This window comes from Streptomyces sp. NPDC059788 (assembly GCF_042732265.1).
Taxonomy (GTDB): domain Bacteria; phylum Actinomycetota; class Actinomycetes; order Streptomycetales; family Streptomycetaceae; genus Streptomyces.
In genome coordinates, this window is record NZ_JBHWHY010000007.1 from 25,403 (window position 1) to 50,618 (window position 25,216).

The 25,216-nt window shown below is 73.9% G+C and carries 22 protein-coding genes; 15 read left to right on the top strand and 7 right to left on the bottom strand.

Annotated features, from left to right (window positions below; translation table 11 throughout):
• Positions 1 to 5: 5 nt before the first annotated feature.
• Both ACFV57_RS08260 and ACFV57_RS08265 read right to left on the bottom strand, forming a co-directional pair.
• Positions 6 to 1,643, bottom strand: a complete 1,638-nt coding sequence (locus tag ACFV57_RS08260) for a phytoene desaturase family protein (RefSeq protein WP_385227080.1) — start codon at positions 1,641 to 1,643, stop codon at positions 6 to 8.
• 124 nt (positions 1,644 to 1,767) lie between these two features.
• Positions 1,768 to 2,223: an SRPBCC family protein gene (locus ACFV57_RS08265; protein WP_385227083.1), complete on the bottom strand. Its 456-nt coding sequence runs from the start codon at positions 2,221 to 2,223 to the stop codon at positions 1,768 to 1,770.
• 282 nt (positions 2,224 to 2,505) lie between these two features.
• Between ACFV57_RS08265 and ACFV57_RS08270 the strand changes: the two genes are divergently transcribed.
• Both ACFV57_RS08270 and ACFV57_RS08275 read left to right on the top strand, forming a co-directional pair.
• A complete protein-coding gene (locus ACFV57_RS08270) occupies positions 2,506 to 3,387 on the top strand; it encodes an SDR family oxidoreductase (protein WP_385227086.1) in 882 nt (293 codons plus the stop codon).
• Positions 3,388 to 3,470: 83 nt separating this feature from the next.
• Positions 3,471 to 4,589 (top strand): glycosyl hydrolase family 18 protein, encoded by a 1,119-nt coding sequence (locus tag ACFV57_RS08275; protein WP_385227089.1) that lies wholly within the window; start codon positions 3,471 to 3,473, stop codon positions 4,587 to 4,589.
• Here the strand turns inward: ACFV57_RS08275 and ACFV57_RS08280 are convergent.
• Positions 4,533 to 5,414: a helix-turn-helix domain-containing protein gene (locus tag ACFV57_RS08280; RefSeq protein WP_385227092.1), complete on the bottom strand. Its 882-nt coding sequence runs from the start codon at positions 5,412 to 5,414 to the stop codon at positions 4,533 to 4,535. The two genes, ACFV57_RS08275 and ACFV57_RS08280, sit on opposite strands and share 57 nt — an antisense overlap.
• 164 nt (positions 5,415 to 5,578) lie before the next feature.
• On the opposite strand from ACFV57_RS08280, the gene ACFV57_RS08285 reads away from it, so the two are divergent.
• Genes ACFV57_RS08285 through ACFV57_RS08295 form a run of 3 tightly spaced genes read left to right on the top strand, consistent with a single transcriptional unit; the run spans position 5,579 to position 8,975 of the window.
• Positions 5,579 to 6,577: an NADPH:quinone oxidoreductase family protein gene (locus tag ACFV57_RS08285; protein ID WP_385227095.1), complete on the top strand. Its 999-nt coding sequence runs from the start codon at positions 5,579 to 5,581 to the stop codon at positions 6,575 to 6,577.
• Positions 6,574 to 7,788, top strand: coding sequence for an acyl-CoA dehydrogenase family protein (locus ACFV57_RS08290; protein WP_385227098.1), 1,215 nt, complete (start codon positions 6,574 to 6,576; stop codon positions 7,786 to 7,788). The genes ACFV57_RS08285 and ACFV57_RS08290 overlap by 4 nt, the downstream gene beginning before the upstream one ends.
• Positions 7,785 to 8,975 carry an acyl-CoA dehydrogenase family protein gene (locus ACFV57_RS08295; RefSeq protein WP_385227101.1) on the top strand — a complete coding sequence of 397 codons (1,191 nt, stop codon included), beginning with the start codon at positions 7,785 to 7,787 and terminating at the stop codon, positions 8,973 to 8,975. Before ACFV57_RS08290 ends, ACFV57_RS08295 begins: the two co-directional genes overlap by 4 nt.
• 24 nt (positions 8,976 to 8,999) lie before the next feature.
• On the opposite strand, the gene ACFV57_RS08300 is transcribed toward ACFV57_RS08295, so the two are convergent.
• Complete coding sequence (locus ACFV57_RS08300) at positions 9,000 to 9,398, bottom strand: hypothetical protein (protein ID WP_385227104.1); 399 nt, start codon at positions 9,396 to 9,398, stop codon at positions 9,000 to 9,002.
• Positions 9,399 to 9,635: 237 nt separating this feature from the next.
• On the opposite strand from ACFV57_RS08300, the gene ACFV57_RS08305 reads away from it, so the two are divergent.
• Entirely contained in the window at positions 9,636 to 11,033 is a 1,398-nt protein-coding gene (locus tag ACFV57_RS08305; RefSeq protein WP_385227107.1) for a hypothetical protein, read from the top strand.
• Between the two features lie 51 nt (positions 11,034 to 11,084).
• Here the strand turns inward: ACFV57_RS08305 and ACFV57_RS08310 are convergent, their stop codons facing one another.
• Positions 11,085 to 11,543, bottom strand: a complete 459-nt coding sequence (locus tag ACFV57_RS08310) for a cell wall hydrolase (protein ID WP_385227110.1) — start codon at positions 11,541 to 11,543, stop codon at positions 11,085 to 11,087.
• Between the two features lie 112 nt (positions 11,544 to 11,655).
• On the opposite strand from ACFV57_RS08310, the gene ACFV57_RS08315 reads away from it, so the two are divergent.
• The 5 genes from ACFV57_RS08315 (at position 11,656) to ACFV57_RS08335 (ending at position 16,863) form a co-directional block, all read left to right on the top strand.
• A complete protein-coding gene (locus tag ACFV57_RS08315) occupies positions 11,656 to 13,254 on the top strand; it encodes an ABC transporter substrate-binding protein (RefSeq protein ID WP_385227113.1) in 1,599 nt (532 codons plus the stop codon).
• 38 nt (positions 13,255 to 13,292) lie between these two features.
• Entirely contained in the window at positions 13,293 to 14,249 is a 957-nt protein-coding gene (locus ACFV57_RS08320) for an ABC transporter permease (protein ID WP_385227538.1), read from the top strand.
• On the top strand, positions 14,242 to 15,156 hold the full coding sequence (locus ACFV57_RS08325; protein ID WP_385227116.1) for an ABC transporter permease: 915 nt from the start codon (positions 14,242 to 14,244) through the stop codon (positions 15,154 to 15,156). Before ACFV57_RS08320 ends, ACFV57_RS08325 begins: the two co-directional genes overlap by 8 nt.
• 83 nt (positions 15,157 to 15,239) lie before the next feature.
• Positions 15,240 to 16,190: an ABC transporter ATP-binding protein gene (locus ACFV57_RS08330; RefSeq protein ID WP_385227541.1), complete on the top strand. Its 951-nt coding sequence runs from the start codon at positions 15,240 to 15,242 to the stop codon at positions 16,188 to 16,190.
• Positions 16,183 to 16,863, top strand: coding sequence for an ABC transporter ATP-binding protein (locus tag ACFV57_RS08335; protein ID WP_385227119.1), 681 nt, complete (start codon positions 16,183 to 16,185; stop codon positions 16,861 to 16,863). The genes ACFV57_RS08330 and ACFV57_RS08335 overlap by 8 nt, the downstream gene beginning before the upstream one ends.
• A 23-nt stretch (positions 16,864 to 16,886) precedes the next feature.
• Here ACFV57_RS08335 and ACFV57_RS08340 read toward each other — a convergent pair whose 3' ends face one another.
• A complete protein-coding gene (locus ACFV57_RS08340; RefSeq protein WP_385227121.1) occupies positions 16,887 to 17,102 on the bottom strand; it encodes a hypothetical protein in 216 nt (71 codons plus the stop codon).
• 216 nt (positions 17,103 to 17,318) lie between these two features.
• Here ACFV57_RS08340 and ACFV57_RS08345 point away from each other — a divergent pair, with 216 nt between their 5' ends.
• Both ACFV57_RS08345 and ACFV57_RS08350 read left to right on the top strand, forming a co-directional pair.
• Positions 17,319 to 20,657, top strand: coding sequence for a tetratricopeptide repeat protein (locus ACFV57_RS08345; protein ID WP_385227124.1), 3,339 nt, complete (start codon positions 17,319 to 17,321; stop codon positions 20,655 to 20,657).
• A 160-nt stretch (positions 20,658 to 20,817) separates the two neighbouring features.
• Positions 20,818 to 21,168, top strand: coding sequence for a VOC family protein (locus ACFV57_RS08350; protein ID WP_385227127.1), 351 nt, complete (start codon positions 20,818 to 20,820; stop codon positions 21,166 to 21,168).
• Between the two features lie 25 nt (positions 21,169 to 21,193).
• Here the strand turns inward: ACFV57_RS08350 and ACFV57_RS08355 are convergent, their stop codons facing one another.
• Positions 21,194 to 22,711 carry a long-chain fatty acid--CoA ligase gene (locus tag ACFV57_RS08355; protein WP_385227544.1) on the bottom strand — a complete coding sequence of 506 codons (1,518 nt, stop codon included), beginning with the start codon at positions 22,709 to 22,711 and terminating at the stop codon, positions 21,194 to 21,196.
• Positions 22,712 to 22,860: 149 nt separating this feature from the next.
• On the opposite strand from ACFV57_RS08355, the gene ACFV57_RS08360 reads away from it, so the two are divergent.
• Positions 22,861 to 24,123, top strand: a complete 1,263-nt coding sequence (locus ACFV57_RS08360; protein ID WP_385227130.1) for a cytochrome P450 — start codon at positions 22,861 to 22,863, stop codon at positions 24,121 to 24,123.
• A complete protein-coding gene (locus ACFV57_RS08365) occupies positions 24,123 to 25,187 on the top strand; it encodes a beta-ketoacyl-[acyl-carrier-protein] synthase family protein (RefSeq protein WP_385227133.1) in 1,065 nt (354 codons plus the stop codon). The genes ACFV57_RS08360 and ACFV57_RS08365 overlap by 1 nt, the downstream gene beginning before the upstream one ends.
• The last annotated feature ends 29 nt before the right edge of the window (positions 25,188 to 25,216 follow it).

Here is a 25,216-nt window from a genome sequence, read left to right on the forward strand (position 1 = left end):
CCCCGTCACTCCGCCGGGTCGTCCGGCCGCTCACCGAGCCGGTTGCGGCCGGTCAGGGTCCGCTGGAGGCGGCTGAGCGCACCGCTCGGCGACCTCCTGCGCAGGGCGGCGCGCGCGGCGTTCGCGCCGGGCGCGCCGTGCACGCCGCCGCCCGGGTGCGCCCCGGCCGAGGCCAGGTAGAGGCCCTTGACCGGTGTCTCCGGGCGCCCGGTGCCCGGCACCGGGCGGAAGACGAGTTGCTGGTGCATGGCGGTCGTACCGCCGTTGATGGCGCCGCCGTGCAGGTTGGCGTCGAGTGCCTGGAGCGTGGGCGGCGCGAGGACGCGGCGGGCCCGGACCCGGGAGCGGAAGCCCGGCGCGTACCGTTCCACCTGTTCCTCCAGCCGGTCCGCCATCGCCTCCCGCTCGCCGTCGCTCCAGGTTCCGGTGATGCCCGAGTCCCCGGCGTCCGCGCGGATGTCGTGCGGTACGTGGGTGTACGCCCACGCCGACTCCGTACCGGCCGGTGACCGCGTGGCGTCGGCGGTGGTCATCTGCCCGAAGAGGGCGAACGGCCGGTCGGGGACCCGGCCCGCCGCGAGCTGCGCGGCGAACCGCGTCAGTTCGTCGACGCCGTCGGCCAGGTGCACGGTACCGGCGTCTGCCGCCTCCCGGGCGGTCCAGGGCACCGGGCCGTCCAGGGCCCAGTCGACCTTGAACGTCGCGAAGTCCCACTGGAAGCGGCGCAGGTCCGCCAGCAGCCGCGTGGGCAGGTGGCGGCTGTCGACCAGGTCGCCGTAGAGGGCCGGTACGGAGACATCGGCCAGCACGGCCCGGCCCGCCGGGACCGACTCGCCGCCGGCGGTGCGTACGGCCACGGCGCGGCCCGCCCGTACGACGACCTCGGTGACACGTTCCCCGCAGCGCAGCACGCCGCCGCGCGCCTCCAGCCGCCGTACCAGGGCCTCCGTCAGCGCGCCCGCACCGCCGACCGGTACGGGGAAGCCGTGCGACTGGGCGAGCATGGACATCAGCCACCCGAAACCGCCGCTGCCCGCGGCCTCCGGCGCGAGGTCGGCGTGCAGGGCGTTGCCCGCGAGCAGCAGTCGGCCGCCCTCGCCGCCGAACTCCTCCTCGCCCAGGCGCCGCACGGGCAGCACCAGCGTGCGGGCCAGCCGCAGGCCGCCCGCGCCGCGCAGCCGGGCGGCGAGCCGGGCCGTGGCCCGTACCGGCGGGAACGGCGTGAACAGCGCGCCCAGGATGTCCGGCCCGACCCGGTCCCAGATGTCGCACAGCCGCCGCCAGGCGTCGCCGTCGCCCGCGGCGAAGCGGTCCAGCCCGTCGGCGGTGGCCGGCCGCCGCCGTTCCAGCACCGCGCAGCGCCCGTCGGCCAGCGGATGCGCGAGGACCCGGGGCGCGTGGCTCCACCGCAGTCCGTGGGCGTCGAGGCGGAGCGCGGCGAGCACCGGCGAGGCGGCGGCGAGCGGGTAGAAGGAGCTGCACAGGTCGTTGACGTAGTCGGGGTGCACGCCGCGGTCGCTGCGTACGGCGCCGCCCGCTTCGGGCTGCGCCTCCAGGACCTCCACGCTCCAGCCCGCGTCGGCCAGCAGGTTGGCGGCCACCAGCCCGTTCGGGCCGGCGCCGATCACCACCGCGTCCGGCATCGCCGCCTCCTGACCGCCCGCTCCGCACCTCCGGGAGCCGCGCACAGCGGAATCCCGGGAGTCGCCTGCCCCGCACCCCCGGGAGCCGCCCGCCCCGGCCGGGCCGCATCCCCGCTCCGGGCCGTCACGCCGCCTCGCCCGGCTGCCGCGGGCAGCCCTCCACGACCTTGGCCAGCCTGCTCAGCATCTTGCGGTGCCGGAGCTGGAACAGGGCGTCCAGGACGGTGTTGTGCACCAGGCCGCCGGGCCCTTGCAGGGGGTGTTCGTCCATGATGACCAGGCTGTGGTCGCCCCAGGGGCGGATCTCGACGGCGATCCGCGCGGTGCCCAGCGCTCCGCTGTCCACTTCCAGTTCCAGCTCCCGGGGGGCTTCGCAGCGCCGGACGACGGTCCGGCCGCTGAGCGACCACGGCCCCAGGTGCACGCTGTAGGCGATCGTCGATCCCAGCTCCGGCCAGACGCCTTCGCACGGCCGCGACCAGTAGGGGCCGACCACCCAGTCCTGGTACCGTCCGCCGTCGGCGAGCACCGCCCACACCGCGTCGGGGTGCCTTTTGATCAGCTGATGTCTTACCGCCATGCGGTCTCCAGCGTCGGGGGGAACCGGGCACCGGCGTCGCCTGCCAGCCTAGGCGGGCCCCGTCGTTCCGGCCTCCGGGGCCCGTCCGTGCGCCCGTGGCACTCCGGCCCCGAGGACGGGAGGGCGCGCGCCGGGCCGCGGCCCTGGCACGGCGTTACGTTGGAAAGGCCCGGCCCCCTTGCGTCCCCTGGACCCACCCCACCCCCGTCACCGCACGCAGACCGTGCCCCGCCTGTCACCGCACGCAGACCGTGGAGGCCCGACCGTGAGCCACGACCCACCATGAGCCACGACCCCCTGCGCGGACGCACCGCCGTGGTCACCGGCGCCGCGCGCGGCCTGGGCGCGCACATGGCGCGTTCACTCGTACGGCGGGGAGCCGACGTGGCCCTGCTCGGGCTGGAGGAGGACGCGCTGGAGCGGGTCGCGGCCGGCCTGCCGGGACACGCCGCGCACTGGCCGGTGGACGTGACCGACGAGGACGCCATGGACCGCGCCGCCGCGCTCGTGGAGCGCCGCTTCGGCCCGCCGTCCGTCGTGGTCGCCAACGCCGGGGTGGTCGCGGGCGGCCCCTTCCTCGACACCGATCCGGCCGTCTGGCGCCGCGTCGTCGAGGTCAACCTGATCGGCAGCGCGGTGACCGCCCGCGCCTTCCTGCCCGCGCTCCTGCGCACCCGCGGCTACTTCCTCCAGGTCGCCTCCCTCGCGGCCATCGGCCCGGCGCCGCTGCTCTCCGCCTACTGCGCCTCGAAGTCGGGGGCGGAGACCTTCGCCCAGGTCCTGCGCGCCGAGCTGGCCCACCGCGGGGTGGGGGTCGGCATCGCGTACCTCAGCTGGGCGGACACCGAGATGGTCCGGGCCTCCGACCGCCGGGCGGCGATACGGGTGCTGCGCGGCCACCTGCCGTGGCCGGCGTCGAAGACCTACGACGCCGAGGCGGTGGCGGACCGCATGGTCCGCGGCATCGAACGCCGGGCCGCCGCCGTCTACGCACAGCCGTGGCTGCGCGCGGGCCAGGCGGTCCGCGCAGTGCTGCCGGGGATCGTCACCGAGGGCTCCCGCCGCGCGTTCCCGCGTCTGGCGGGCCGTGCCGACCTTACGCCGACCGGGCTGCTCGGGCCGGGCGGCCGGGCGGCCGAGGCCCCCGGCGACTTCCGCGGCTGACCGTTCGGCATACGGGGGAGAGGGCGCGGCCGTTCGGCGCAACCGGCGCGGCGGGTGCGCCACGGCCGGGACAGGCTCGGGCCATGGACCAAGCATCGGCTCCCCGGGCGCGGCCCGGGCTCGTGTTCCTGCTGGTGGCGGCCGGGGTCGCCGCCGCCCTCACCCCCGGCGCCGCGGCCCAGGACCGTACGGGCACCGCGGCCGCACACCGGACCCCTGCCGTTCCGTCCTCCGCCTCCGCGGCGTCCGGCCGTACGGTCTCCGCCTGGCTGCCCTACTGGGACGACACCCAGGGCGCCTACCGCGACGCCCTCCGGCACGCAGCGCAACTGCACACCGTCAGCCCCTTCTGGTACCGGGCCACCTCCGCCACCACCATCAAGAGCCAGCCGGGCACGGGGGACAAGCGGATCGTCGCCGGGCTGCACAAGGCCGGCATCAAGGTCGTGCCCACCGTCAACGAAGCCATGGACGCCACCGCGATGGCCGCTCTGCTGCACGACCGCGCCCGCCGCGGCGCGCACATCGCGGCGCTGCTGCGGCTGGTGGCCTCGCGCGCGTACGACGGCATCGACCTCGACTACGAGACGATGGCCACCACGGGCAATGCCCGGGTGCGGGAGCGGGTGCGGACCGGGTACTCCCTGTTCGTCGACCGGCTCTGCACCCAACTGCACGCCAGAGGCAAGAGCTGCGTCATCACCGTGATGGCCCGCACCGGCACCTCCGGCAAGGCGTACGACTACGCGCGCCTCGGCAAGGCCGCCGACCGAGTCCGGATCATGGGCTACGACCTGCACTGGGCCGAGGGTTCGCCGGGGCCGCTGTCCTCCCTCGCCTGGTACGAGGAGTTCCTGCGCCACGCGACCCGCACCGTGCCGCGCGACAAGCTCGAAGTGGCCTTCCCCGGATACGGCTGGGACTGGACCCAGGGTTCCAAGGCCCGCGCCAAGCACCTGACCTGGAAGCAGGCGGAGGCGCTGCGCCGCGCCAAGGGCGCCGCCTACCGCTTCGACGCGAAGTCCGGCACGCCCCACTTCACGTACCGGGCGGGCCGGGCCGTGCACCACGTCTGGTATCAGGACGCGCGCGGTGTCGCGGCGCACCTGCCGCTGCTGCGGAAGTACGGCGTGCGGAACACCGGTCTATGGGCGCTCGGGTTCGAGGACCCGCGGTTCTGGAAGGTGCTGCGCGGCGAGTAGCCGCAGCGCCGCTTCGGAGGGCGAACCGGCCCGTGCGCTGAACATCAGCAGACCCTGCCCGGAGCCGTCCGGCGTCTGCGCCATCTCGAAGTCCAGCTCCATGGCGCCCACCAGCGGGTGGTGGAAGCTCTTGACGCCGAAGCCGCAGTTGCTGACCACGTGCCGCGACCACAGCGCGCTGAACTCGGCGCTCTTCATGGACAGCTCGCCGATCAGCTCGGCCAGCTGCTGGTCGTCCGGGTGCTGTCCGGCCGTGAGCCGCAGGGAGGCCACCGCCCGCCGGGTCTCCGCCGCGCGGTCCGGGTACAGCTCGCGGGTGTGCGGGTCGAGGAACAGCAGCCGCTGGGTGTTGGGGCGGTCCAGTGGGCGTTCGGGGCTGTCGAAGTCGAGGTGCCCGGCCAGCAGCGCGTGCCCCAGCGGGTTCCACGCCAGCACCTCGAAACGCCGGCCGAGCGCCACGGCCGGCACCCCGCCCAGCGCGGCGAGCAACTGGCGCGTCCCCGGGCGCGCCTTGTCGTGCCGCACGGCCGGGCGGCGCCGGGCCCGGCCGGGGCGGGCGAGGTCGCGCAGGTGGGCGCGCTCGTCCGGGGTCAGGCGCAGGGCGCGGGCGAGCGCGTCGAGGACGCCGTCCGAGGCGTTGTGGCTCTGGCCCTGTTCGAGCCGCGTGTAGTACGCCACGCTCACACCCGCCAGCTGCGCCAGCTCCTCGCGGCGAAGGCCGGGTACGCGGCGCCGGGCGCCGTAAGAGACCAGGCCGACGTCCTCCGGCTGGAGGCGGGCGCGGCGGGTCTTGAGGAAGTCGCCCAACTCGGCGGGTGTGTCCATGCCCGCCAGTGTCGTCCACCGGGCCGCGGTGTGCCTGACCCTGCCGGTGGCAGGCTCCGGACGATCGACGGTTCCCTCAGGGATACCGACCGCTTAGTATGCCGATGGTCGCGGGGCCCCGGCGCTCCGCGCTCCCCGCGTACCCGAGGTCTGTGGAGGCACCAGTGAAGGCATGGCGCGTACACGCGAACGGCGAGCCTCGCGAGGTGATGGGGCTGGAAGAAGTGCCGGACCCGCAGCCCGGACCGGGGCAGCTGCTGCTGCGGGTGCGGGCGGCCAACGTCAACTTCCCCGACGCGCTGCTGTGCCGCGGCCAGTACCAGGTGCGCCCGCCGTTCCCCTTCACACCCGGCGTGGAGATCTGCGGCGAGGTGCTCGCCGCGGGCGAGGGCGCGTCCGCGGAGGTGGGCGCCCGGGTCCTGGCCCAGCCCCCGCTGCCGGACGGCGGCTTCGCCGAACTGGCCCTGGCCGACGCGGCGGCGGTCCGCCCCGCGCCGGACGCCCTGGCCGACGCGGAGGCCGCCGCCCTGCACATCGGCTACCAGACCGGCTGGTTCGGCCTGCACCGCCGGGCCCGCCTCCAGGCCGGCGAGACGCTGCTCGTCCACGCGGCGGCCGGGGGTGTCGGCAGTGCCGCCGTCCAGCTCGGCAAGGCGGCGGGCGCCCGCGTCATCGGTGTGGTGGGCGGCTCCGACAAGGCCGCCGTCGCCCGGGAACTGGGCTGCGACCTGGTGCTCGACCGCCGTACGGACGACATCGTGGCCGCTGTCAAGGAGGCGACCGGCGGCCGGGGCGCGGACGTGGTCTACGACCCGGTGGGCGGCGACGCGTACGCCAAGTCCGTCAAGTGCGTCGCCTTCGAAGGCCGGATCGTGGTCGTCGGCTTCGCCAGCGGCGCCGTACCGACGCCCGCCCTCAACCACGCGCTCGTGAAGAACTACACGATCCTCGGCCTGCACTGGGGCCTGTACAACACCAAGGACCCGGCCGCGATCGACGCCTGCCACGAGGAACTGGCCAAGCTGGCCGCCCAGGGCGTCATCAAGCCGCTGATCGGCGGCCGGGTGCCGCTGTCCGGCGCGGCCGAAGCGGTGCAGCGGGTCTTCGACGGCACCACCACCGGCCGCCTGGTCGTCGTACCCGGACTGGAGGACGCGTCATGACCGAGCAGACCACGGAGGCCGCAAGCCTCGACGCCGCCGGACTGCGCCGCCGCACCGCCGACCTGCTCGCCTCCCACCCGCCCGGCGACACCGGCCCGCTCGACTTCCTGCGCGCCCGCTTCGACGCCGGGCTGGCCTGGGTCCACTTCCCCCGGGGCCTCGGCGGACTCGACGCGCCGCGCGCGCTCCAGGCCGTGGTGGACGCCGAGTTGGAGGCGGCGGGCGCACCGGACAACGATCCGCGCCGTATCGGCATCGGCCTGGGCATGGCCGCCCCCACCATCCTCCGCTTCGGCACGGACGAGCAGAAGAAGCGCTTCCTGCGCCCGCTGTGGACCGGCGAAGAGGTGTGGTGCCAGCTGTTCAGCGAGCCCGGCGCCGGGTCCGACCTGGCCGCGCTCGCCACCCGCGCCGTACGGGACGAGGACGGCACCGGCTGGGTGGTGGACGGCCAGAAGGTGTGGACTTCCAGCGCCCACCTGGCCCGCTGGGCGATCCTCATCGCCCGTACGGACCCGCAGCTGCCCAAACACCGCGGCATCACCTACTTCGTCTGCGACATGAGCGACCCCGGCGTCGAGGTGCGGCCACTGCGGCAGATCACCGGCGAGGCCGAGTTCAACGAGGTCTTCCTGACCGGCGTACGCATCCCCGACGCGCACCGCCTCGGCGAGGTGGGGGAGGGCTGGAAGGTCGCGCAGACCACGCTGATGAACGAGCGGGTGGCGATCGGCGGCGCCCGTCAGCCACGCGAGGGCGGCATGATCGGCGTCGCGGCCCAGGCCTGGCGTACGCGGCCGGAGTCGCGCACCCACGACCTCCACCAGCGGCTGCTGCGCCACTGGGTGGACGCCGAGGTCGCCCGCCTGACCGGGGAGCGGCTGCGCCAGCAGCTCGCCAAGGGGCACCCCGGGCCCGAAGGCAGCGGCATGAAGCTGGCGTTCGCCCGGCTGGCCCAGCAGATCAGCGGCTGGGAGGTGGAGTTCCTCGGCGAGGACGGGCTGGCGTACGACGACTGGACGCTGCGCCGCCCCGAGGGCGTGGACTTCACCGGACGTCAGGCGGGCTACCGCTATCTGCGGGCCAAGGGCAACTCCATCGAGGGCGGCACCTCCGAGGTGCTGCTGAACATCGTCGCCGAACGCGTCCTGGGCCTGCCGCCCGAGCCGCGCACCGACAAGGACGCCGCGTGGAAGGATCTCCCCCGATGACCGCTCCGAGCGGGACCCCGGCCCCCACCGAACCGGCCCCCACCGAACCGGCCCTCGCGCAGTCCGGCCCCGACCTGCTCTACTCCGAACCGGAAGCGGACCTGCGGGCCGCCGTCCGCTCGCTGCTCACCGACCGCGGCGGCCCCGCCGCCGTCCTCGCGGACCTGGAGGGCGGCCGGGCCTGCGACACCGGGCTGTGGCGCTCGCTGGCCGCCGACATGGGCACGGCCGGACTGCTGGTCCCCGAGAAGCTCGGCGGGCAGGGCGCGAGCGCCCGCGAGGCCGCCGTCGTCCTGGAGGAACTGGGCCGCGCGGTGGCTCCCGTTCCGTACCTGACCAGCGCGGTGCTGGCGGTGACGGCACTGCTCGGCTGCGAGACGGACCGCCCCGAAGTGACCGCGCCGCTCGCCGCGCTCGCCGAAGGACGCGGCGTCGGCGTACTCGCCGTACCCCTGCCGACGGCCCCGGGCACGCTGCCGGAACCGTCCGTACGGGCCGACGCGGACGGCGCGCTGAGCGGCGAGGTGACCGGTGTCGCGGACGCCGCCGCCGCGGACGTGCTGCTCGTACCGGCCGACGGCCCGTACGGCTACGCGCTGTACGCCGTGGACGCGACCGCCGACGGTGTCCGCGCCGAGCCCGGCACCCCGCTCGACCTGACCCGCGTCCCGGGCCGCGTCACCCTCGACCGCGCCGCCGGGCGGCTGCTGGCCGGGCAGGACACGGCCCGTGCGGCGGTGACCGGGGCGCTGCTCGCGGGCGCGGGGCTGCTCGCCTCCGAACAGCTCGGCATCGCCGAATGGTGCCTGGACGAAACCGTCCGGCACACCGCGCAGCGCACCCAGTTCGGCCGCCCGGTCGGCTCGTTCCAGGCGCTCAAGCACCGGATGGCCGCCCTCTGGCTGGACGTCGCCTCGGCCCGCGCGGCGGCCCGCAACGCCGCCGACGCGCTGGCCACCGGCAGCCCGGACGCGCCGGTGGCGGTGGCGGTCGCCCAGGCGTACTGCGCGCCCGTCGCGGTGCGCGCGGCCGAGGAGTGCGTCCAGCTGCACGGCGGCATCGGCATGACCTGGGAACATCCCGCGCACCTGTTCCTCAAGCGGGCCAAGGCCGACGAGATCGCCCTGGGCACGCCCGGCAGGCACCGTGAGGCGCTCGCGGGGCTGGTGGACCTCCCGGCGCCGTAGCCGCCGAGGGCTCCCGCCCGAGCCCTACCCGATGAGGCCGAGGGGGCCGCTGACGTCGCTCTCCTCGCCGTCCTGTGTGGTCACTTCGACCGTGTACGAGGTGCCCGGCGCGACGGTGGGGAGCGTGGCCAGGGCCTCCCCGGCCCTCTTGCTGCCCGCCTTGGGCGCGACCAGCGACAGCCGGTCGTGGCCCCCGGACGGCGTGCGGGTGCTCAGCCAGACGTCCACCTCCTTGCCGGTGGTGTTCGACCACTGGACGAGGAGGCTGCCCGCCACCTTCGCGCTGGAGCCGGCGGCCGGCGTGGTGACCTTGACGGCCGGGGCGGCGGCGGAGGGGGCGGCGGCCGGTCCGACCGCGAGGGCGGCCGCCGTGGCGGTGGTGACGGCTCCGACGGCTATGCCCTTGGCTTTCGCCGTACGCATGATGACCTCCGTTTCGTCGGGGGCGGTCGGGCGAAGCCTCCCCGTACGGTGAGATCATCACCGCCGCGGGGCTGACGGCCACCTCACCGGGGGCCTCCGAGGTGACGGGGCGCCGCGGCCGTACGACACTGTGTCCGCGCCGAGGCGCCGTACCGGGACGTCGTTCCCGTGGAGCACGGCTGCGCCTGTTACGCAACCGTTATGTCTAGAAAGTGCGGTTCGGGTAGCGTCGTACCCATGAAGATCGCAACCCGTCGCCCCGCGGCCTCCGGGACGGCGCTCCTCCAGCGCCCACAGGCCGGTCCGGCACTCCTCCTGACCGCCGTCCTCCTGGCGGTGCTCACCGCCGTGGCGCCCGGCGCGCGGGCCGCCGGAGGGCTCGACGAGGCGGCGGACGCCCTGAAGAAGGGCCCGGTGTACGTGGACCCGCGGGCGTCGGGGGAGCTGTCGTCCGCCGACGCGGGCGCCCTCGCCAAGAAGATCAAGGACTCCGGGAAGCCGGTCTTCGTCGCGGTACTGCCCAAGGCCGCCGAGTACCGGCCCGACACCCTCCTGAAGGACCTGCGGACCAAGACCGGCGTCAGCGGCGTCTACGCCGTCCAGCTCGGCGACCGGTTCAACGCCGCCGCCGACCGGCGGGTGATGTCGGTCAATTCCGTACGCAACCTCGTCGGCGCGACCCAGCGCTCCGACTACGGCAGCACCAAGGAGCGCCTGAACAGCTTCGTGGACACCGCGACGCAGCAGGCGTCCGGCCACGAACCGGCCTCCTGGGGCGGCGACGGCGCCGGTGTCAGCTCCGGCGCGCTCGTCGGCCTGGGCGCGCTGGTGGTGATCGGCGGCGGTGGCGCCTTCGCGCTGCACCGCCGCAACAAGAAGAAGCGGGCCGAGGAGGAGCGGGCCGCGCTGGAACAGCTGCGCGTCGTCGTGGACGAGGACATCACCGCCTTCGGCGAGGAGCTGGACCGGCTCGACTTCAGCCCCGGCGAGCCCGGCGCCGACGACGCGATGCGCGCCGACTACAGCCACGCGCTGGACGCGTACGAGAACGCCAAGACGGCGATGGCCCGCGCCGAGCGCCCCGGCGACGTCGAACCGGTCACCAAGGCCCTGGAGGACGGCCGTTTCGCGCTGGCCACCCTCGCCGCGCGGCGCACGGGCAAGCCGCTGCCCGAGCGCCGGGTGCCGTGCTTCTTCGACCCGCGGCACGGCCCGTCCGTCGCCGACGTGGAGTGGGCGCCGGACGGCGCCGCGCCGCGCACGGTCCCGGTCTGCGCCGCCGACCGTACGCGTCTGGAGGAGGGCCAGGAGCCGATGGCCCGTACGGTCCAGACCGAGTACGGGCAGCGTCCGTACTGGGACGCCGGTCCGGCCTACGGCCCTTGGGCGGGCGGCTACTTCGGCGGCGGCATGCTGCCGGGCCTTCTGATGGGCACCATGCTCGGCAGCGTCCTGATGGGGCCGTCCGCCTACGCCTCCGACTTCGGCGGCGGCCAGCAGGGCGCGGAAGGCGGCGACGTCTCCGGGTCGGACTTCAATCCGGACGACTTCTCCGGCGGTTTCGGTGGGGGCGGCGGCGACTTCGGTGGCGGCTTCGGCGGAGACGGCGGGGGCTTCGGCGGCGGCGACTGGTGACGGCCGTGACCCCGGCACCGGCCCTGGAGCCGGTGCCGGGGCCGGGCGCGGCTATCGGCTGACCGCCCCGTTCCGCACCCGCTTCGCGCCCAGGAACCGCGCGTACCGCGGCCGTTCCGCGAAGTCCGCGTACGACCACACGGCGGGCCGTCCGGCCTCCTTGCACAGGTGCAGCACCTGCCCGGGGCCCAGGTGGACGCCGACGTGCGCTCCGTACCCCGCGGGCCGTCCCGGCGCCTCCCCGGCGTCGAAGAGCACCAGGTCCAGGCGGCGCGGCGGCTCGGCCCGTACGGTCGCCGCGGTGTCGGCCCACAGTTCGGCGGACCGCAGCGGCGGCACCTCGCGCCCGAAGTGGCGCAGCACGGCGTACGCGTAGAGCTGGCAGTTCGCGCCGGCCGTCACGTCGTACGGGTGGCGGCCCGGGAGCGGGGCGGCCCCGGGGCGCCGGGCGCCCGCGTACGGGACCTCCCGCAGCGTGGTGGGCAGGTGCGACAGGGAGTCCGTAGGCATGACGCCCATGATGGCGGGCCCTTCGGGTGGGGGTACCGGGGATTCCGTTTCTTACATGCTGTTTAATTGCCTGCGCTTTGCAACAACAGGTGATCTTCAGTAGGGAGTGGGCATGACGTCCCGGTCGATACGCTCGGTGGCCGCCGCGGCCCTGGCGGGAACCATGGCGCTCGGGGCGGCGGCCTGCTCGACGCCCACCGACGGCAAAAGCGGCGCGTCCGGTGCCACGGACTCCGCCGTGGTCGGCATCGCCTACGAGCCGGAGTCGCTGAGCCCGCTGCTGGGCTACGGCAAGGACGGCAACTCCAAGATATTCGACGGGCTGCTCACCCACGACGCGGCCATGAAGCTCAAGCCCGCGCTGGCCGCGAAGCTGCCCGAGGTCTCCGACGACGGCAGGACCTACACGTACACGCTCCGCGACGGCGTGACCTTCAGCGACGGCAAGCCCTTCACCGCCGACGACGTGGTCTTCACCTACGAGACCATCCTCGACGCGAAGACCAACAACGCCTCCAAGGCCGAGCTGGACGCCCTGGAGAAGGTGGCGAAGAAGGACGCCCGTACCGTCGTCTTCCACCTCAAGTACCCCTACGCGCCGTTCGCCGAGCGCACCGTCCTGCCGATCGCCCCGCGGCACATCGCGGGCAAGCAGGACATCAACCACGGCTCCTTCACCACCAAGCCGATCGGCACCGGCCCCTACATCCTCACCAACTGGTCCAAGGGCGAGAAGCTCTCCTTCAAGGCCAACCCGCACTACTGGGGCGGCGCGCCCAAGGTGAAGAACTTCACCATGGCGATCATCAAGGACGACGACGTGCGCGCCACCCGGCTGCGCTCCGGCGACCTCGACGGCGCCATCCTGCCGCCCAACCTCGCCGCCACCTTCACGTCCGACAAGGACAAGAAGTCCCTGGCCGCCAAGACGTTCGACTACCGCACCGTCACCCTGCCCACCGAGGGCGAGGTCACCGGGGACAAGGCCGTACGCCGTGCCCTGGACGTCGCGGTGGACCGCAAGGCCATGGTCGACGGCATCCTCGACGGCGCCGGCAAGCCCGCCTACGGGCCCGTACCGACCGACAGCCCCTGGTTCGCCAAGGGCACCGAGCGCGCCCACGACCTGAAGAAGGCCGAGCAGATCCTCGACGACGCCGGCTGGAAGAAGGGCGAGGGCGGCATCCGCGCCAAGGACGGCCGGCCCGCCTCCTTCAAGCTCTGGTACCTCGCCGGCGACAAGCTCCGCCAGGCGCACGCGCTCGCCTTCGCCTCCGACGCCAAGAAGGCCGGCATCGAGGTCAAGGTGGAGTCCGGCCCCTGGGAGACCATCATGCCGAACATGAAGACCGACGCGGTCCTCGCGGGCGGCGGCAGCCCCGCCGACCCGGACTTCGACCAGTACCTGCTGCTGCACTCCTCGCTCGCCGGCGACGGCTTCAACAACATGTCGCGCTACGACAACCCCAAGGTCGACAAGGCCCTGGTGGACGCCCGCCGCACCGACGACAAGGCCGCGCGCAAGGCCGGGTACGACACCGTGCAGCGCGAACTCGCCGACGACCCCGCGTACGTCTTCCTCACCCACATCGACCACCTCTACGTCCTCAAGGACCGGTGGAAGGACCTCACCACCCAGGTGGAGCCGCACGACCACGGCCTGGCCTCCGGTCCGTGGTGGAACGTGGAGGACTGGCAGCCCGCCGCGTGAGCCGCCCCGCACGACTGCCCTGGGGGCCGATGGCGCGGATGACGGGACGGCGGGCCCTGTTCGCCGTGCCGGTCCTCCTCGCCGTCACCCTCGGCGTGTTCGCCGTCGCCGCCGCCGCGCCCTTCGACCCCGTCAAGGCGTACGCGGGCACCGCCGGGCTGACCGCCTCCCAGGAGAACCTGGACCAGATCCGGCACAACCTCGGCGTCGACCAGCCGCTGCTCGGCCGCTGGTGGCACTGGCTGACCGGGGCGCTCACCGGCGACCTCGGCGACTCCGCGACGCTGCGCGCGCCCGTCTCGCAGGTCATCGGCGAACGCATGGGCTGGTCGGTACTGCTGTGCGCCCTGGCGTTCGTGATCGCGATCCTCGCGGGCACGCTGCTGGGCGTGCTGGCGGCCCGGCGGCGCGGCTCGATGCTCGACCGCGCCGTCACCTCGGCCGCGTACACCCTGGAGGCGGCGCCGCCCTTCTGGCTCGGACTGCTGGCCGTCTGGCTGTTCGCGCTCAAGCTCGGCGTGCTGCCGGCCGGCGGGCTGACCGACACCGGCAGCGAGGTCGCCACGGCCGGGCAGATCGCGCGCCACGTCGTCCTTCCGGCCCTGGTGCTCGCCGTCTCGCAGATGCCGTGGTTCGTGCTGTACGTACGGCAGGGCGTCGGCGACGCCCTGGAGGAGGACCCGGTGCGCGGCGCGCGGGCCCGCGGCCTGAGCGAGCGCACCGTCCTGCTCCAGCACGCCCTGCGCTCCGGACTGCTGCCGGTCCTCACCCTGATCGGCTCACGGGTACCGGAACTGATCACCGGGGCGCTGTTGGTGGAGACCGTCTTCAGCTGGCCGGGGATCGCCTCGGCCACCGTCGAGGCGGCGACCAGCGTGGACTTCCCGCTGCTGGCGGCGCTGACGGTGCTCGCCACGGTCGCCGTGCTGATCGGCAACCTGCTCTCCGACCTGTTGTACGGACTCGCCGATCCGAGGGTGGGATTCGATGGCTGACACGCTGAAGACGCCCCGCGGGACGGCCGGGACCTCCGCCGCCACCAACTGGCACCGGCGCTCCGCGCGCCGGGACGGCCGGGGCATCCGCACCCTGCGCGTACGCACCTCCGCCGTCCTGGTCGGGGCCGTCGTCCTCGCCGTCCTCGTGGTGCCGCTGCTGGTGCCCCTGGACCGGCAGGCCGTCGACCTCGCCGCGAAGCTCCAGGCACCCTCGGCGGCCCACCCGTTCGGCACCGACGACGTCGGCCGCGACCTGCTGCTGCGCTGCGTGTACGGGCTGCGCGTCTCGCTGCTCGTCGGCGTGGTCGCGGCCCTCGCCGCCACCGTCATCGGCACCGCGGTCGGGGCGCTGGCCGGGGCACTCGGCGGCTGGGCGGACCGCGGCGTGATGCGCGTCGTGGACCTCTTCTCCTCCGTGCCGCACCTGCTGCTCGGCATCTTCATCGTGGCGATGTTCCGGCCGGGCGTGTGGCCGGTGGTCATCTCCGTGGCGCTGACCCACTGGCTCTCGACCGCCCGGATCGTGCGGGCCGAGGTGCTCTCCCTGCGCTCCCGCCCGTACATCGACGCGGCGGTCTCCGGCGGTGCCTCGCGCCGGCGGGTGGCGGTGCGGCACCTGCTGCCCGGCGTCCTGCCGCAGGCCGGGCTGGCCGCCGTCCTGATGGTGCCGCACGCCATCTGGCACGAGTCCGCGCTGTCCTTCCTGGGACTCGGCCTGCCCGCCCACGAGGCGAGCCTCGGCAACATGGTCAACGGCGCCCGCAGTTCGCTGCTCGCGGGCGACTGGTGGCCGACCCTCTTCCCCGGCCTGTTCATCATCGTCCCCACGCTCGCCATCGCGGGCCTGGCCGGTGCCTGGCGCGAACGCATCAACCCGCGCCGCCGATCGGAGCTGATGCTGTGACCCCGCCGGACCGCGTACCCGTCCCCGAACCTGCACCCGCACCCGCCGTCCTCTCCGTACGCGGCCTGTCCGTACGCTTCCGGATGCGCGGCGGCCGGCACGTCGCCGCCGTCACCGACGCGTCCTTCGACCTCGCGCCCGGCCAGTGCCTCGCACTCGTCGGCGAGAGCGGCTGCGGCAAGTCCGTCCTGGCCTCGGCGCTCCTCGGACTCCTGCCGGGCAACGCGCAGACCGCGGGCACCGCACACCTGGACGGCGTGGAACTGCTCACCGCCACCGAACGCGAACTCTCCCGCTCGGTACGCGGCCGCCGCATCGGCCTGGTGCCACAGAGCCCCGCCGCCCACCTCACCCCCGTACGCACCGTACGGGCACAGCTCGAAGAGACCGTCCGGGAGCTGACCGGCGCCCCCAAGCACGCCCTGCCGGCCGCCGCCGAGCAGGCCGCGGCGCGCGCCGCCTTCCCCGCCGACCACCTCGACCGGCACCCGCACGAACTGTCCGGCGGGCTCGCGCAGCGCGCCGCGACCGCGCTGGCGCTGGTCGGCGACGCCCCGCTGCTGCTCGCCGACGAACCGACGACCGGCCTCGACCGCGACCTGGTGGACCGTACGGTGGACGAACTGCGCCGCCACATCGAGGCGCCCGGCGACACCGGAGGCACCGGGCGGGCGCTCCTCATGATCACCCACGACCTGGCGGCAGCCGAGCGGATCGCCGACCGGGTGGCCGTCATGTACGCGGGCCGGATCGTCGAACTCGCCGACGCGACGGACTTCTTCGGCGCCACCGGCCCCCGCCACCCGTACGCACGCGGCCTGCTCGACGCCCTCCCCGACCGCGACTTCACCCCGATCCCCGGTATGCCGCCGGAGCTGGGCGACCTCCCGGCGGGCTGCGCCTTCGCCGCCCGCTGCGGCCGGGACACGGACGTCTGCACCACCGCCGTGCCCGCGCTGACGGACGGCACCGCCTGCCACCACCCGCTGGGGGAGCCCACCGCCGCCGTACACAAGGGAGCGGCCCGTGCTTGAACTGCGCTCGATCACCGCCGGATACGACCGCGGCCGGCCCGTCGTCCGCGACGTCTCGCTGAGCGTCGAGGCCGGGGAGGCCGTCGGCCTGCTCGGCCCCAGCGGCTGCGGCAAGTCCACACTGGCCCGGGTGGCGGCACTCCTGCACCGCCCCGACGCCGGCACCGTCGTCCTCGACGGCCGCCCCGTCAGCGGCTACCGCCACCGGGCCACCCGCGCCGAACGCACCGCCTACGGAGTCGTCTTCCAGCAGCCCCGCCTGTCCGCCGACCCCCGCCTGCGCCTCGCCGACCTGATCACCGAACCGCTACGGGCCACCGGCCGCCGCACCGACACCGCCGCCCGCCTGGCCGAACTGGCCCCCGTCGTCGGCCTGGGCACCGACCTCCTGACCCGCCGCCCCCACGAGGTCAGCGACGGCCAGCTCCAACGCGCCTGCCTGGCCCGCGCCCTGGTCCTCCGCCCGCACTGGCTGATCTGCGACGAAATGACCGCCATGCTCGACGCCTCGACAACGGCCGCCCTGGTGACGGCGGTCGAGGACTACCGCCGCGAGTCCGGAGCGGGCCTGCTCACGGTCGGACACGATCGCGTGCTGCTGGAGCGGTGGTGCGATCGGGTGGTGGAGTGGGGGGAGTTGGGGGCCTCCGAGACGGAGGGCCGACTCGCCTGATGGGGCGCTTGCCCGACTGCCGATCATGATGTGCGCCGGGCTTGAGGCCGCTCGCCGGCAGGAATGCCCTGAGCCAGGTCTTCGCCGCCGTCAGGCGCGCGCCGGGCCGTCCGGCGACGCAGCAGCAGCGACCGGACACCCCGTACGGTGTCAAAAGCCAGCCGCAGTGCCCCGAGTCCTACCGACAGCACGGTTGCGTGCTCCTGCACGAAGTCGGCCGCGGCGATGAGCAGTTCCATGTCCCGTTCCCCTTTTCCGTCCGGCGACGCGGCGAGATCTGCCGCTGTGCCTCCGTGGTACCGGGGTGAGCCGCTGTCCCCTACGCCTGTCGGACAGCGGCCGGACAGCGCGGCGCGGACCTCCGCGAACACGTGATGTCCGCCGTCCGGGGGACGTCCGGGCGGACACTGACATACGCTCGGAGCCGGTCAGGGGACACGGGGCGGAGGGCTAGCGTGGCAGCCGGTTTTGGGCAGGTCGTTCCCGAGGCACCACAGGAAGTGCGGGACTTGGCGGACCGCCTGCGCACCGTGGCCCGCCAAGCCGGCTACTCCGGGGTCCGGGATCTGGCCGCCGGAACCAGGATCAGCCGCACCACGATCTCCGACACGCTGACCGGCCGACGCGTCCCCACGTGGCACACGCTCGCCGCCGTGTTGCGCGGCTGTGATGTCGCCCCCGCTCAGGACTGGCGCACCACGTATGAGGCGGCCAGGAACGCGGTGGACGACGCGAAGCGGGCGGCCAGGGACGGCGGTGGGCCCGACATCGGACTCGCGGGGGAAACGCCTCCCGTGCCGCCGTCCGGTCCGGCAGGCCCTGGAACGTTCTCCATCCGTCCGCCCTATGGAGAGCTTCCGTCCCGGGTCCGCGGTCGCGACGGGCTGCTCGACCAGCTGAAGACCCGGCTCGCCGAGGGCGAGGGCAAGCCGCAGATCCTCTTCGGCATGGGGGGATGCGGCAAGACCACGGTGGCCCTGCATCTGGCGCGGCAGGCCCGGGACCGGGGGTACCACGTCTTCTGGCTGTCCGCCTCCACGCCCGACCGGCTGGTCACCGGGATGCGTGAGGTCGCCCGGGAGCTGGGCGCCGAGGAGGAACTGATCGAGGCGGCGTGGTCCGGCGGTCTCAGCGCCACGGACCTGGTCTGGAGGGAGCTCGATGCCGCCGAGCGCCCCTGGCTGCTGGTGGTGGACAACTCCGACGAGCCGGTGTGGCTGGCCGCGGAGAGCGGCGTCCCCGGCGACGGCACCGGTTGGCTGCGCTCCAGCCGGGCGGGGATGACCGTGGTCACCTCGCGCGTCGGCAATCCCCACCTGTGGGGGCAGGAGGCGCAGACGCACCGGATCGGTGTGCTGAGCCCCATCGACGGCCGGGAGGTGCTGCTGGACCTCGCGGGGGAAGCAGGAGATCCCGCGGAGGCGCAGGTGCTCGCCGAGCGTCTGGGCGGGCTGCCCTTGGCGCTGAAGCTCGCGGGCTCGTATCTCGCCCGCTCGGCACGCGGCGCCGGACTGCTACGGCGTCGGGGCCGCCATCCTGGAGGGAGGCTGCGGAGCTTCGCCGCGTACACCGAGGCGCTCGGGGAGGCGGGGGCGGGCTTCCTCGACCAAGGCGAACAGTGGCACCTGGACGACGCGGGAACCGAGCAGATGCACAGGCGCCTGGTCGGACGCACCTGGGAACTCTCCCTCGACCTCCTGGAAGAGCAACAGCTGCCGGAGGCCCGCTTCTTGATGCGGTTGCTTTCCTGCTGTGCCCCGGCGCCTTTCCCCGTCGAACTGCTGGACCCGGAGACATTCTCGTCCGCGGAAGTCCACGGTGCCGTGGGAGGTGACCGGCGGGCCGACGCGCCGGAGCTGGAACCGGACCGCGCGGATCGGGCCCTGGAAGCGCTGATCGACCTCAGCTTGGTCGATGTCGTGGATATCGCCCCGGGCGGCAGGGCCGAGCGAGAGCCGACACCCTGCTTGGTCAGCCATCGACTCGTACTGGAAGCGAACGCGCTGCGGCTGGCCGACCGGCCGGCCGGTGAACGCGTGGTCATCTGGCGAGCCGTCGCCCGGATTCTCGTCGAAGGCGCCACTGCCGCACCGGAACAGCCGGCCAACTGGCATTGGTGGCGGCTGTTGAACCCGCACATCATCAGTGCCCTCGCCGCGGCTCCCGACGGAGACGAGAAGGAGTTGCTGCTGCCCCTGCTGCGCGCGGGGCTGGCCGCGTTCGCCTACCTTGTCTTCACCTCCGCGGACAGCTCCTCCGAGGAGGCGGCCCGACTGCTCGTCCGGCGGAGTGCCGTGCTCGCCACGGACGACCCGGTGCGGCTGTCCGTCCGCCACCGCGCGGCTCTGAGTCTGCTCGCCGGCGAAGAGCGGGTGCGGGAGTGCGCGCACGTGCTCTCCGGACAGTTGGTCCAGCTGGGCCCGGACCATCCGGAGACCTTGATTACCCGCCACGACCTGGCTTTCTACAGATTCGACACCGGTCAGGCATCCGATGTCGTCACGATGGCCGAGCTGCGGAAGGTGCGAAAGGCCCGTCGCGACGCACTCGGCCCCAATGATCCGTACACTCTGCTGACGCACAGCATGCTCACCCAAATGATGACGGCGCGCAGCCATGACGACGCATCGGTGCGGGAGTTCGAAACTCTCCTGGCCGAACAGTCGGCGGAGTTGGGACCGGAGCATTCCGAGATTCTGATCAACCGGCACGACCTTGCTGTCTCCCGGCATGAGAGCGGGCACCTGTCCGATGCCGAAGCGGAGGCCGAACTCCGTGATCTCCTGAAGGCCTGCCGTCGGCTGCTCCATCCCAACGACCCCTACGTTCTGCAAGTCCTCGGAACACTCGCTCAGCTGACGACGGCTCGCAGCCACGAGGAGGCGGAGGGCAACGCGGAATACCAGGCCCTGATCGAGCACACGCAGAGCACCTCCCCCGAGGACCATCAGTTCCTTCCGTTGCAACAACGCCACCAAATGGCCCACGCTCTGGACGCGGCGCAACGGTGGTCGGAGGCGGAAGTGGAATACCAGTCCGTACTGCGTGACCTGGAAGCGGCCGGTAGCGAGCACGTCAAGCTGTACTGGGACCTGACGCGCTGCCTTGCCAGGAATCTCGTCAAACAGGATCGACACGCGGACGCCCTCGACGTCCTCGACCGGTCTCTCGCCTGGTTCGACGGGCGCGACGACACACGATCGCCATGCCGGCCCCAGGCTCTGCGGCTCCGGCACATCCGCGGCGACCTGCTGCACCAGTGCGGCCGCGCGGCGGATTCCGAGCGGGAGATTCGCGCGGTGCTGTCGGACCGGCTGCGGGAGGTGGACGCACAGGACTCCGTGGTGCTGTCCGAGCGGCATTGCCTGGCCCACACCTTGGAGACTCTGGGGCGGCACGACGAGGCTCAGGACAACCTCAGGGAAGTGGTGAGTTCCTACGCCGAGATTCTCGGCCAGGACAACACGAAGACACTGAGCGCGAGGTTCTGCCTGGCCCGGATGCTGCACCTGCACGGGAGCAAGGCCGACGCGGTGCAACTGTACGAACAGGTCTTGGCCGAGGAGATCGCCGAGTTCGGCGTGAACCATACCGAGCCCCTGATGACCGGATTCCGGCGGGATCAGTGCCGCCTCGACGCGGGCGTCCTCGCGCCCGCCGAGGCCGCGGCGGCTTTTGACCGTACCCTTTCCGCGCTGTCCGCCCTCCTCGACGACGGCCATCACTGCGTCGTGACCGTCCGGGAAGCTCTGGAAGCTCTGACTGCCGCTCGTGGCGCGACGGACGCCGGGTGAGTCCGGGGCCGGATCCGGCGCGTCGGTGACCCGGGCCGTCCGCGCCGACGGCCCGTTGTCAGTGGCTGCTGCGATAGTTGGCGCAGTTCGGGATTCCGGGGCGTTGCCGGTCTCCGGGGTGCCGCATGCGGTGTCTGTCGACTGTGAAGGGGAGTAGCCGATGTCCGTCCGCCGGGTCGTGCCCGACATTCGTTCGCAGGCCATGGAGGAGAGCCGGGAGTTCTACGGGCTGCTCGGGCTGGAGGAGGTCATGAATCTGGGGTGGGTCATGGCGCTCGCGGCTCCGGACAACCCGTCCGCCCAGCTCATCCTGATGACCGAGGACCGCTCCGCGCCCGACACGCCGCCCGATATGAGTGTCGAGGTGGACGACGTGGACGCGGTGTACGCCGCCGTGCTGGCCAGTGGCGCGCCCGTGGTGCGGGAGTTGCGGGACGAGGAGTGGGGTGTGCGGCGGTTCTTCGTGCGGGATCCGAACGGGAAGGTGGTGAACGTGGTGAGTCACCGCTGACGCGCGGGCGCGGGGGAGTGCGGGGTCAGGGGGAGCCGTAGCGTTCCTTGATCTGGCGGCGTACGGGCTTGCCGGTGCCGGTGCGGGGCAGGTCCGGCGCGAGTACGGCGGAGCGGGGGATCTTGTAGCCGGCCAGGCGGCCGGAGAGGGAGGCGAGGACCTCGTCCGGGTCGAGGGCCACGCCCGGGGCCGCCACCAGGACCGCGCGGCCGACCTCGCCCCATTCGGTGTCGGGGACCGGGATGACGGCGCAGTCGGCGACCCCGGGGTGCGTCAGCAGCGCGTGTTCGACCTCGGCCGGGTAGACGTTCTCGCCGCCCGAGATGATCACCTCTTTGAGGCGGTCCACGATGGTCAGCCCGCCGTGCGCGTCGACGCGCGCGACGTCGCCCGTGCGGAGCCAGCCGTCCGCGAGCGCGGCCTCGGTCTCCCGGGGCCGGTTCCAGTAGCCGGTCATGACGTTCGGGCCGCGTACGAGGAGTTCGCCGGTCGGGCCGGTGGCGGCGGTGTCCGCCCCGGCGGGACCGGCCGTGCCGGGGGCCGCGACGCGCACGTCGGTGAAGAAGTGCGGCACCCCGGCGTGTGGCGCTCCCGCGCGCGCCGGACCGGCGTCGGCGTGCCCGTGGGGCGTCAGCAGGACGCCGGGGGCCGCCTCCGTCAGGCCGTACCCCTGGCGGAGGCGCAGTCCCCGCTGCGCGTATGTGGCCGTCAGGGCTTCGGGTACGGGCGCGCCGCCGCAGACCAGGGTGCGCAGGGACGACAGGTCGGCGTGCGGCCATCGCGGGTGGGCGGCGATCCGCCGGAACATGGTGGGGACGCCGAACAGGGACGTGACGCGGTGCCGTTCTACTGCTTCGAGTGCCGTGCCCGCGTCGAAGGACTCCATCAGTACGCACGTACCGCCCTTCAGCAGCACCGGCAGGACCTGCATGCCCAGCGCCGCGGCGTGATAGAGCGGCGCCGCGACCAGGGCGACCTCGTCGGCCGTCAGGTCCTCGTCGATCAGGACGTTGACGGCGTTCCACGTGAGGTTGGCGTGGCTGAGCACGGCGCCCTTGGGGCGTCCGGTGGTGCCGGAGGTGTAGAGGATGAGACAGGGGTCGTCGACCGCCACCGCCGCGGCGGGTTCGCCCCGTGTTTCCCCGTCCCCCGCGGCTGCGTCGTCCACGTCCACCACCGCCACCCCCGTGACGCCCGCACCCCCGGCGCGGCCCCCGGAGCGCAGCAGGACCCGGGCCCCGCAGTCCGCCAGCTGCCAGGCCAGTTCCGGCGGGGCGAGCCGTACGTTCAACGGGACGAACACCGCGCCGAGCAGGCCGGCGGCGAACAGGGACGTCAGGAATCCGGGCCGGTTGGGGCCGAGGAAGCCGACCCGGTCGCCCTTGCGCACACCCTGGTCCCGCAGCGTGTGGGCGACGCGGGCGGCGTGCTCGTACAGCTCGGCGTAGCTGATCCGCCGCCCGCCGTCGTGGAGGACCGCGGTGCGGTGCGGGGTGCGCCGCGCCCGCCGCGCGGCCCACGCGCCGATGCCCTCGTCGCGCATGTCGTCGCGCATGTGCTGCCCCCTGTCCGGCCCGCGGCTTCGGTGGTCTGGCTGTTGCGTCACCCGTTCGAGCGAGAGGCGTAGTGACGCGATGTGACTAATGGTAATTTAGTAGTGACGCTATGTATTCGACAAGTGGGGAGGCTGCGGTGGCCGCTGGTCCGGGTACGGCACTTCTGATGGACGCGCGGGTCCGCCACAGCCCCGAGGCCGAGCGCATCGACACCCGGGGCGAGCCGCCGGTGTGGCGCGCGGACCTGCCCGACGGCTCCGGCGCCTGGGTCGCGTCCGGGTATGACGCGGCGCGGTGGGTGCTGACGGACGCCGGCTTCGCCAAACCGGCCGTCACGGGCGGTGAGCGCTGGACGCGCTACCTCGACTTCACCGGCCCGCAGGTCACCGCCGGCATCGTCCGCAGCATGCTCAACGCCGACGGCGAGCCGCACCGGCAGCTGCGCGAGATGGGCGCGTCGGCGCTGACCCCCGAGCGCGTACGGGCCGCCGTCGACCACGCCGACGATGTGGCGCGGGAGCTGCTCGACGAGGTCGCCGGGCGCGGCCGTGCCGATCTCGTCCGCGAGTTCGCCCACCCCCTCGTCGTCCGGGCGATCACCGAGCTGCTCGGCTATCCGCCGGACTTCACCCGGCGCGCGCTGGAGCTGCGGCGCTGGGGCCCGTCGCCGCTGTTCGATCCCCCAGGCTCCCCGGACCGCGTGCAGTACGCCGTCGACCGGGAGGCCATGCGCGAGCTGATGCGCGACCTCGTCGCCTTCCGGCGCGGCAGCCCCGGCACCGACGCCGTCAGCGGGATGATCGCGTACGCGGACGCCGCCGGCCTCGACGAAGGGCAGCTGACCTCCACCCTCTTCCTGCTGCTCGTCTCCGCCTACGAGCCCGTCGCCGACTTCCTCACATCGAGCCTGTACGCGCTCTGGCACCGCCCCGACCTCCTCGCCGAGCCCGACGCCGTCCTCGCCGGCCTCGACGAACTCCTGCGCTACACCTCCCCGCTGGCGGCCACCATGCCGCGCTTCGCCACCCGGCCCGCCGAGCTGCACGGTGTGCGGCTGGAGCCGGGCGACGCGGTGATCGTGCACATCGCCCTCGCCAACCGCGACCCGCAGCGCTTCACCGACCCCAACCGCCTCGACCTCACCCGGGACACCGGCCAGGACCTCGTCTTCGCCCACGGCCCCCACTTCTGCCTCGGCAGCCGGTTCGCCGTCGACCTGTGCCGTACCGCCCTCGGGGCCGTGCTGCGCCACCTGCCCGGACTCGCCGCCGCCCAGCCCCTGGACACCCTGCCCTGGCAGCGCGGCTCGACCGGCGGCAGCATCACCCACCTGCACGTCACCGCGGGCCTGACGGCGCTGCCCGTCACCTTCCGGGCACAGCACGCGGTGGTCTCCTGATGGCCCGCGTCACCGGCCTGTCGGTCCTCACCGCGTACGGCCGCGGCCCGGACGCGCTCTGGCAAGGCCTGACCTCCGCGACCCCGGCCACCTCCCCGGTGTCCCGCTTCGACACCGCCCGCCACCGGGCCCGGCACGCCGCCACCCTCCCCGGCACCCCCGACCTCTACGCGGAGCTGGAACAGCTCATCGGCGAAGCCTGCGACCAGGCCGAGCTGTCCCCCGCCGACCGGGCCGCCACGCCGCTCGTCCTCGCCCTGCACGCCGGTCCGGACACGGCCGGCCTGGCCGTCGAACTGGCGGGCGCCTGCGGCCTGCGCGAGGTGCTCACGGTCCACACCGCCGCCTGCGCCGCTTCCAACACCGCCGTCGCCGAGGCGGCCCACCTCATCGGGACCACCGCCGAACGGAGGGCCGTCGTCGCAGGCGGCAGCTTCGTCGACGCGAGCATGTTCGCCGCGTTCGACAGTGCCGGCATCCTCGCCCCGGCGGGCGTCTGCCGCCCGTTCAGCGCCGGCCGCGAGGGCCCGGTCCTGGGCGACGGCGCCGCCGCCGTCGTCCTCGAAAGCGCCGGGACCGCGCCGCCGTGGGCAGTCGTCCGCGGCTGGGGCAACGCCGGAGAGGCCCACCACATCTGCCGGCCCCACCCGGAGGGCCGGGGCCTGGCGGCGGCCGTCGCCACCGCGCTGCGCCGGGCCGAGGTCACCGGCGACCGGATCGGCTACGTCAACGCCCACGCGACCGCCACCCCCGCCTTCGACGCGGGCGAGGCCGCCGCCATCGTCAGCGCGCTCTCCCCGCACGGCGTGCGTGTCCCCGTCAGCTCCACCAAGGCCCTGCACGGACACTGCCTGGAGGCCTCCGGCCTGGTCGAACTGGCCGTCTGCGCCCTCGCCTTCCACTACCGGGAGCTTCCCGTCAACGCCAACTACCTCGCCCCGGACGAGGACTGCCCCCTCGACCTCGTGCTCGACCCGGGCCGCGCCCCGCAGTCCCGCTACGCGCTCAGTCTCAACAGCGGCTTCGGCGGCGTCTGCACGGCCCTCCTCCTGGCGATGCCGTAGCGATCGCGACCCGACCGGCGATGCCGTGC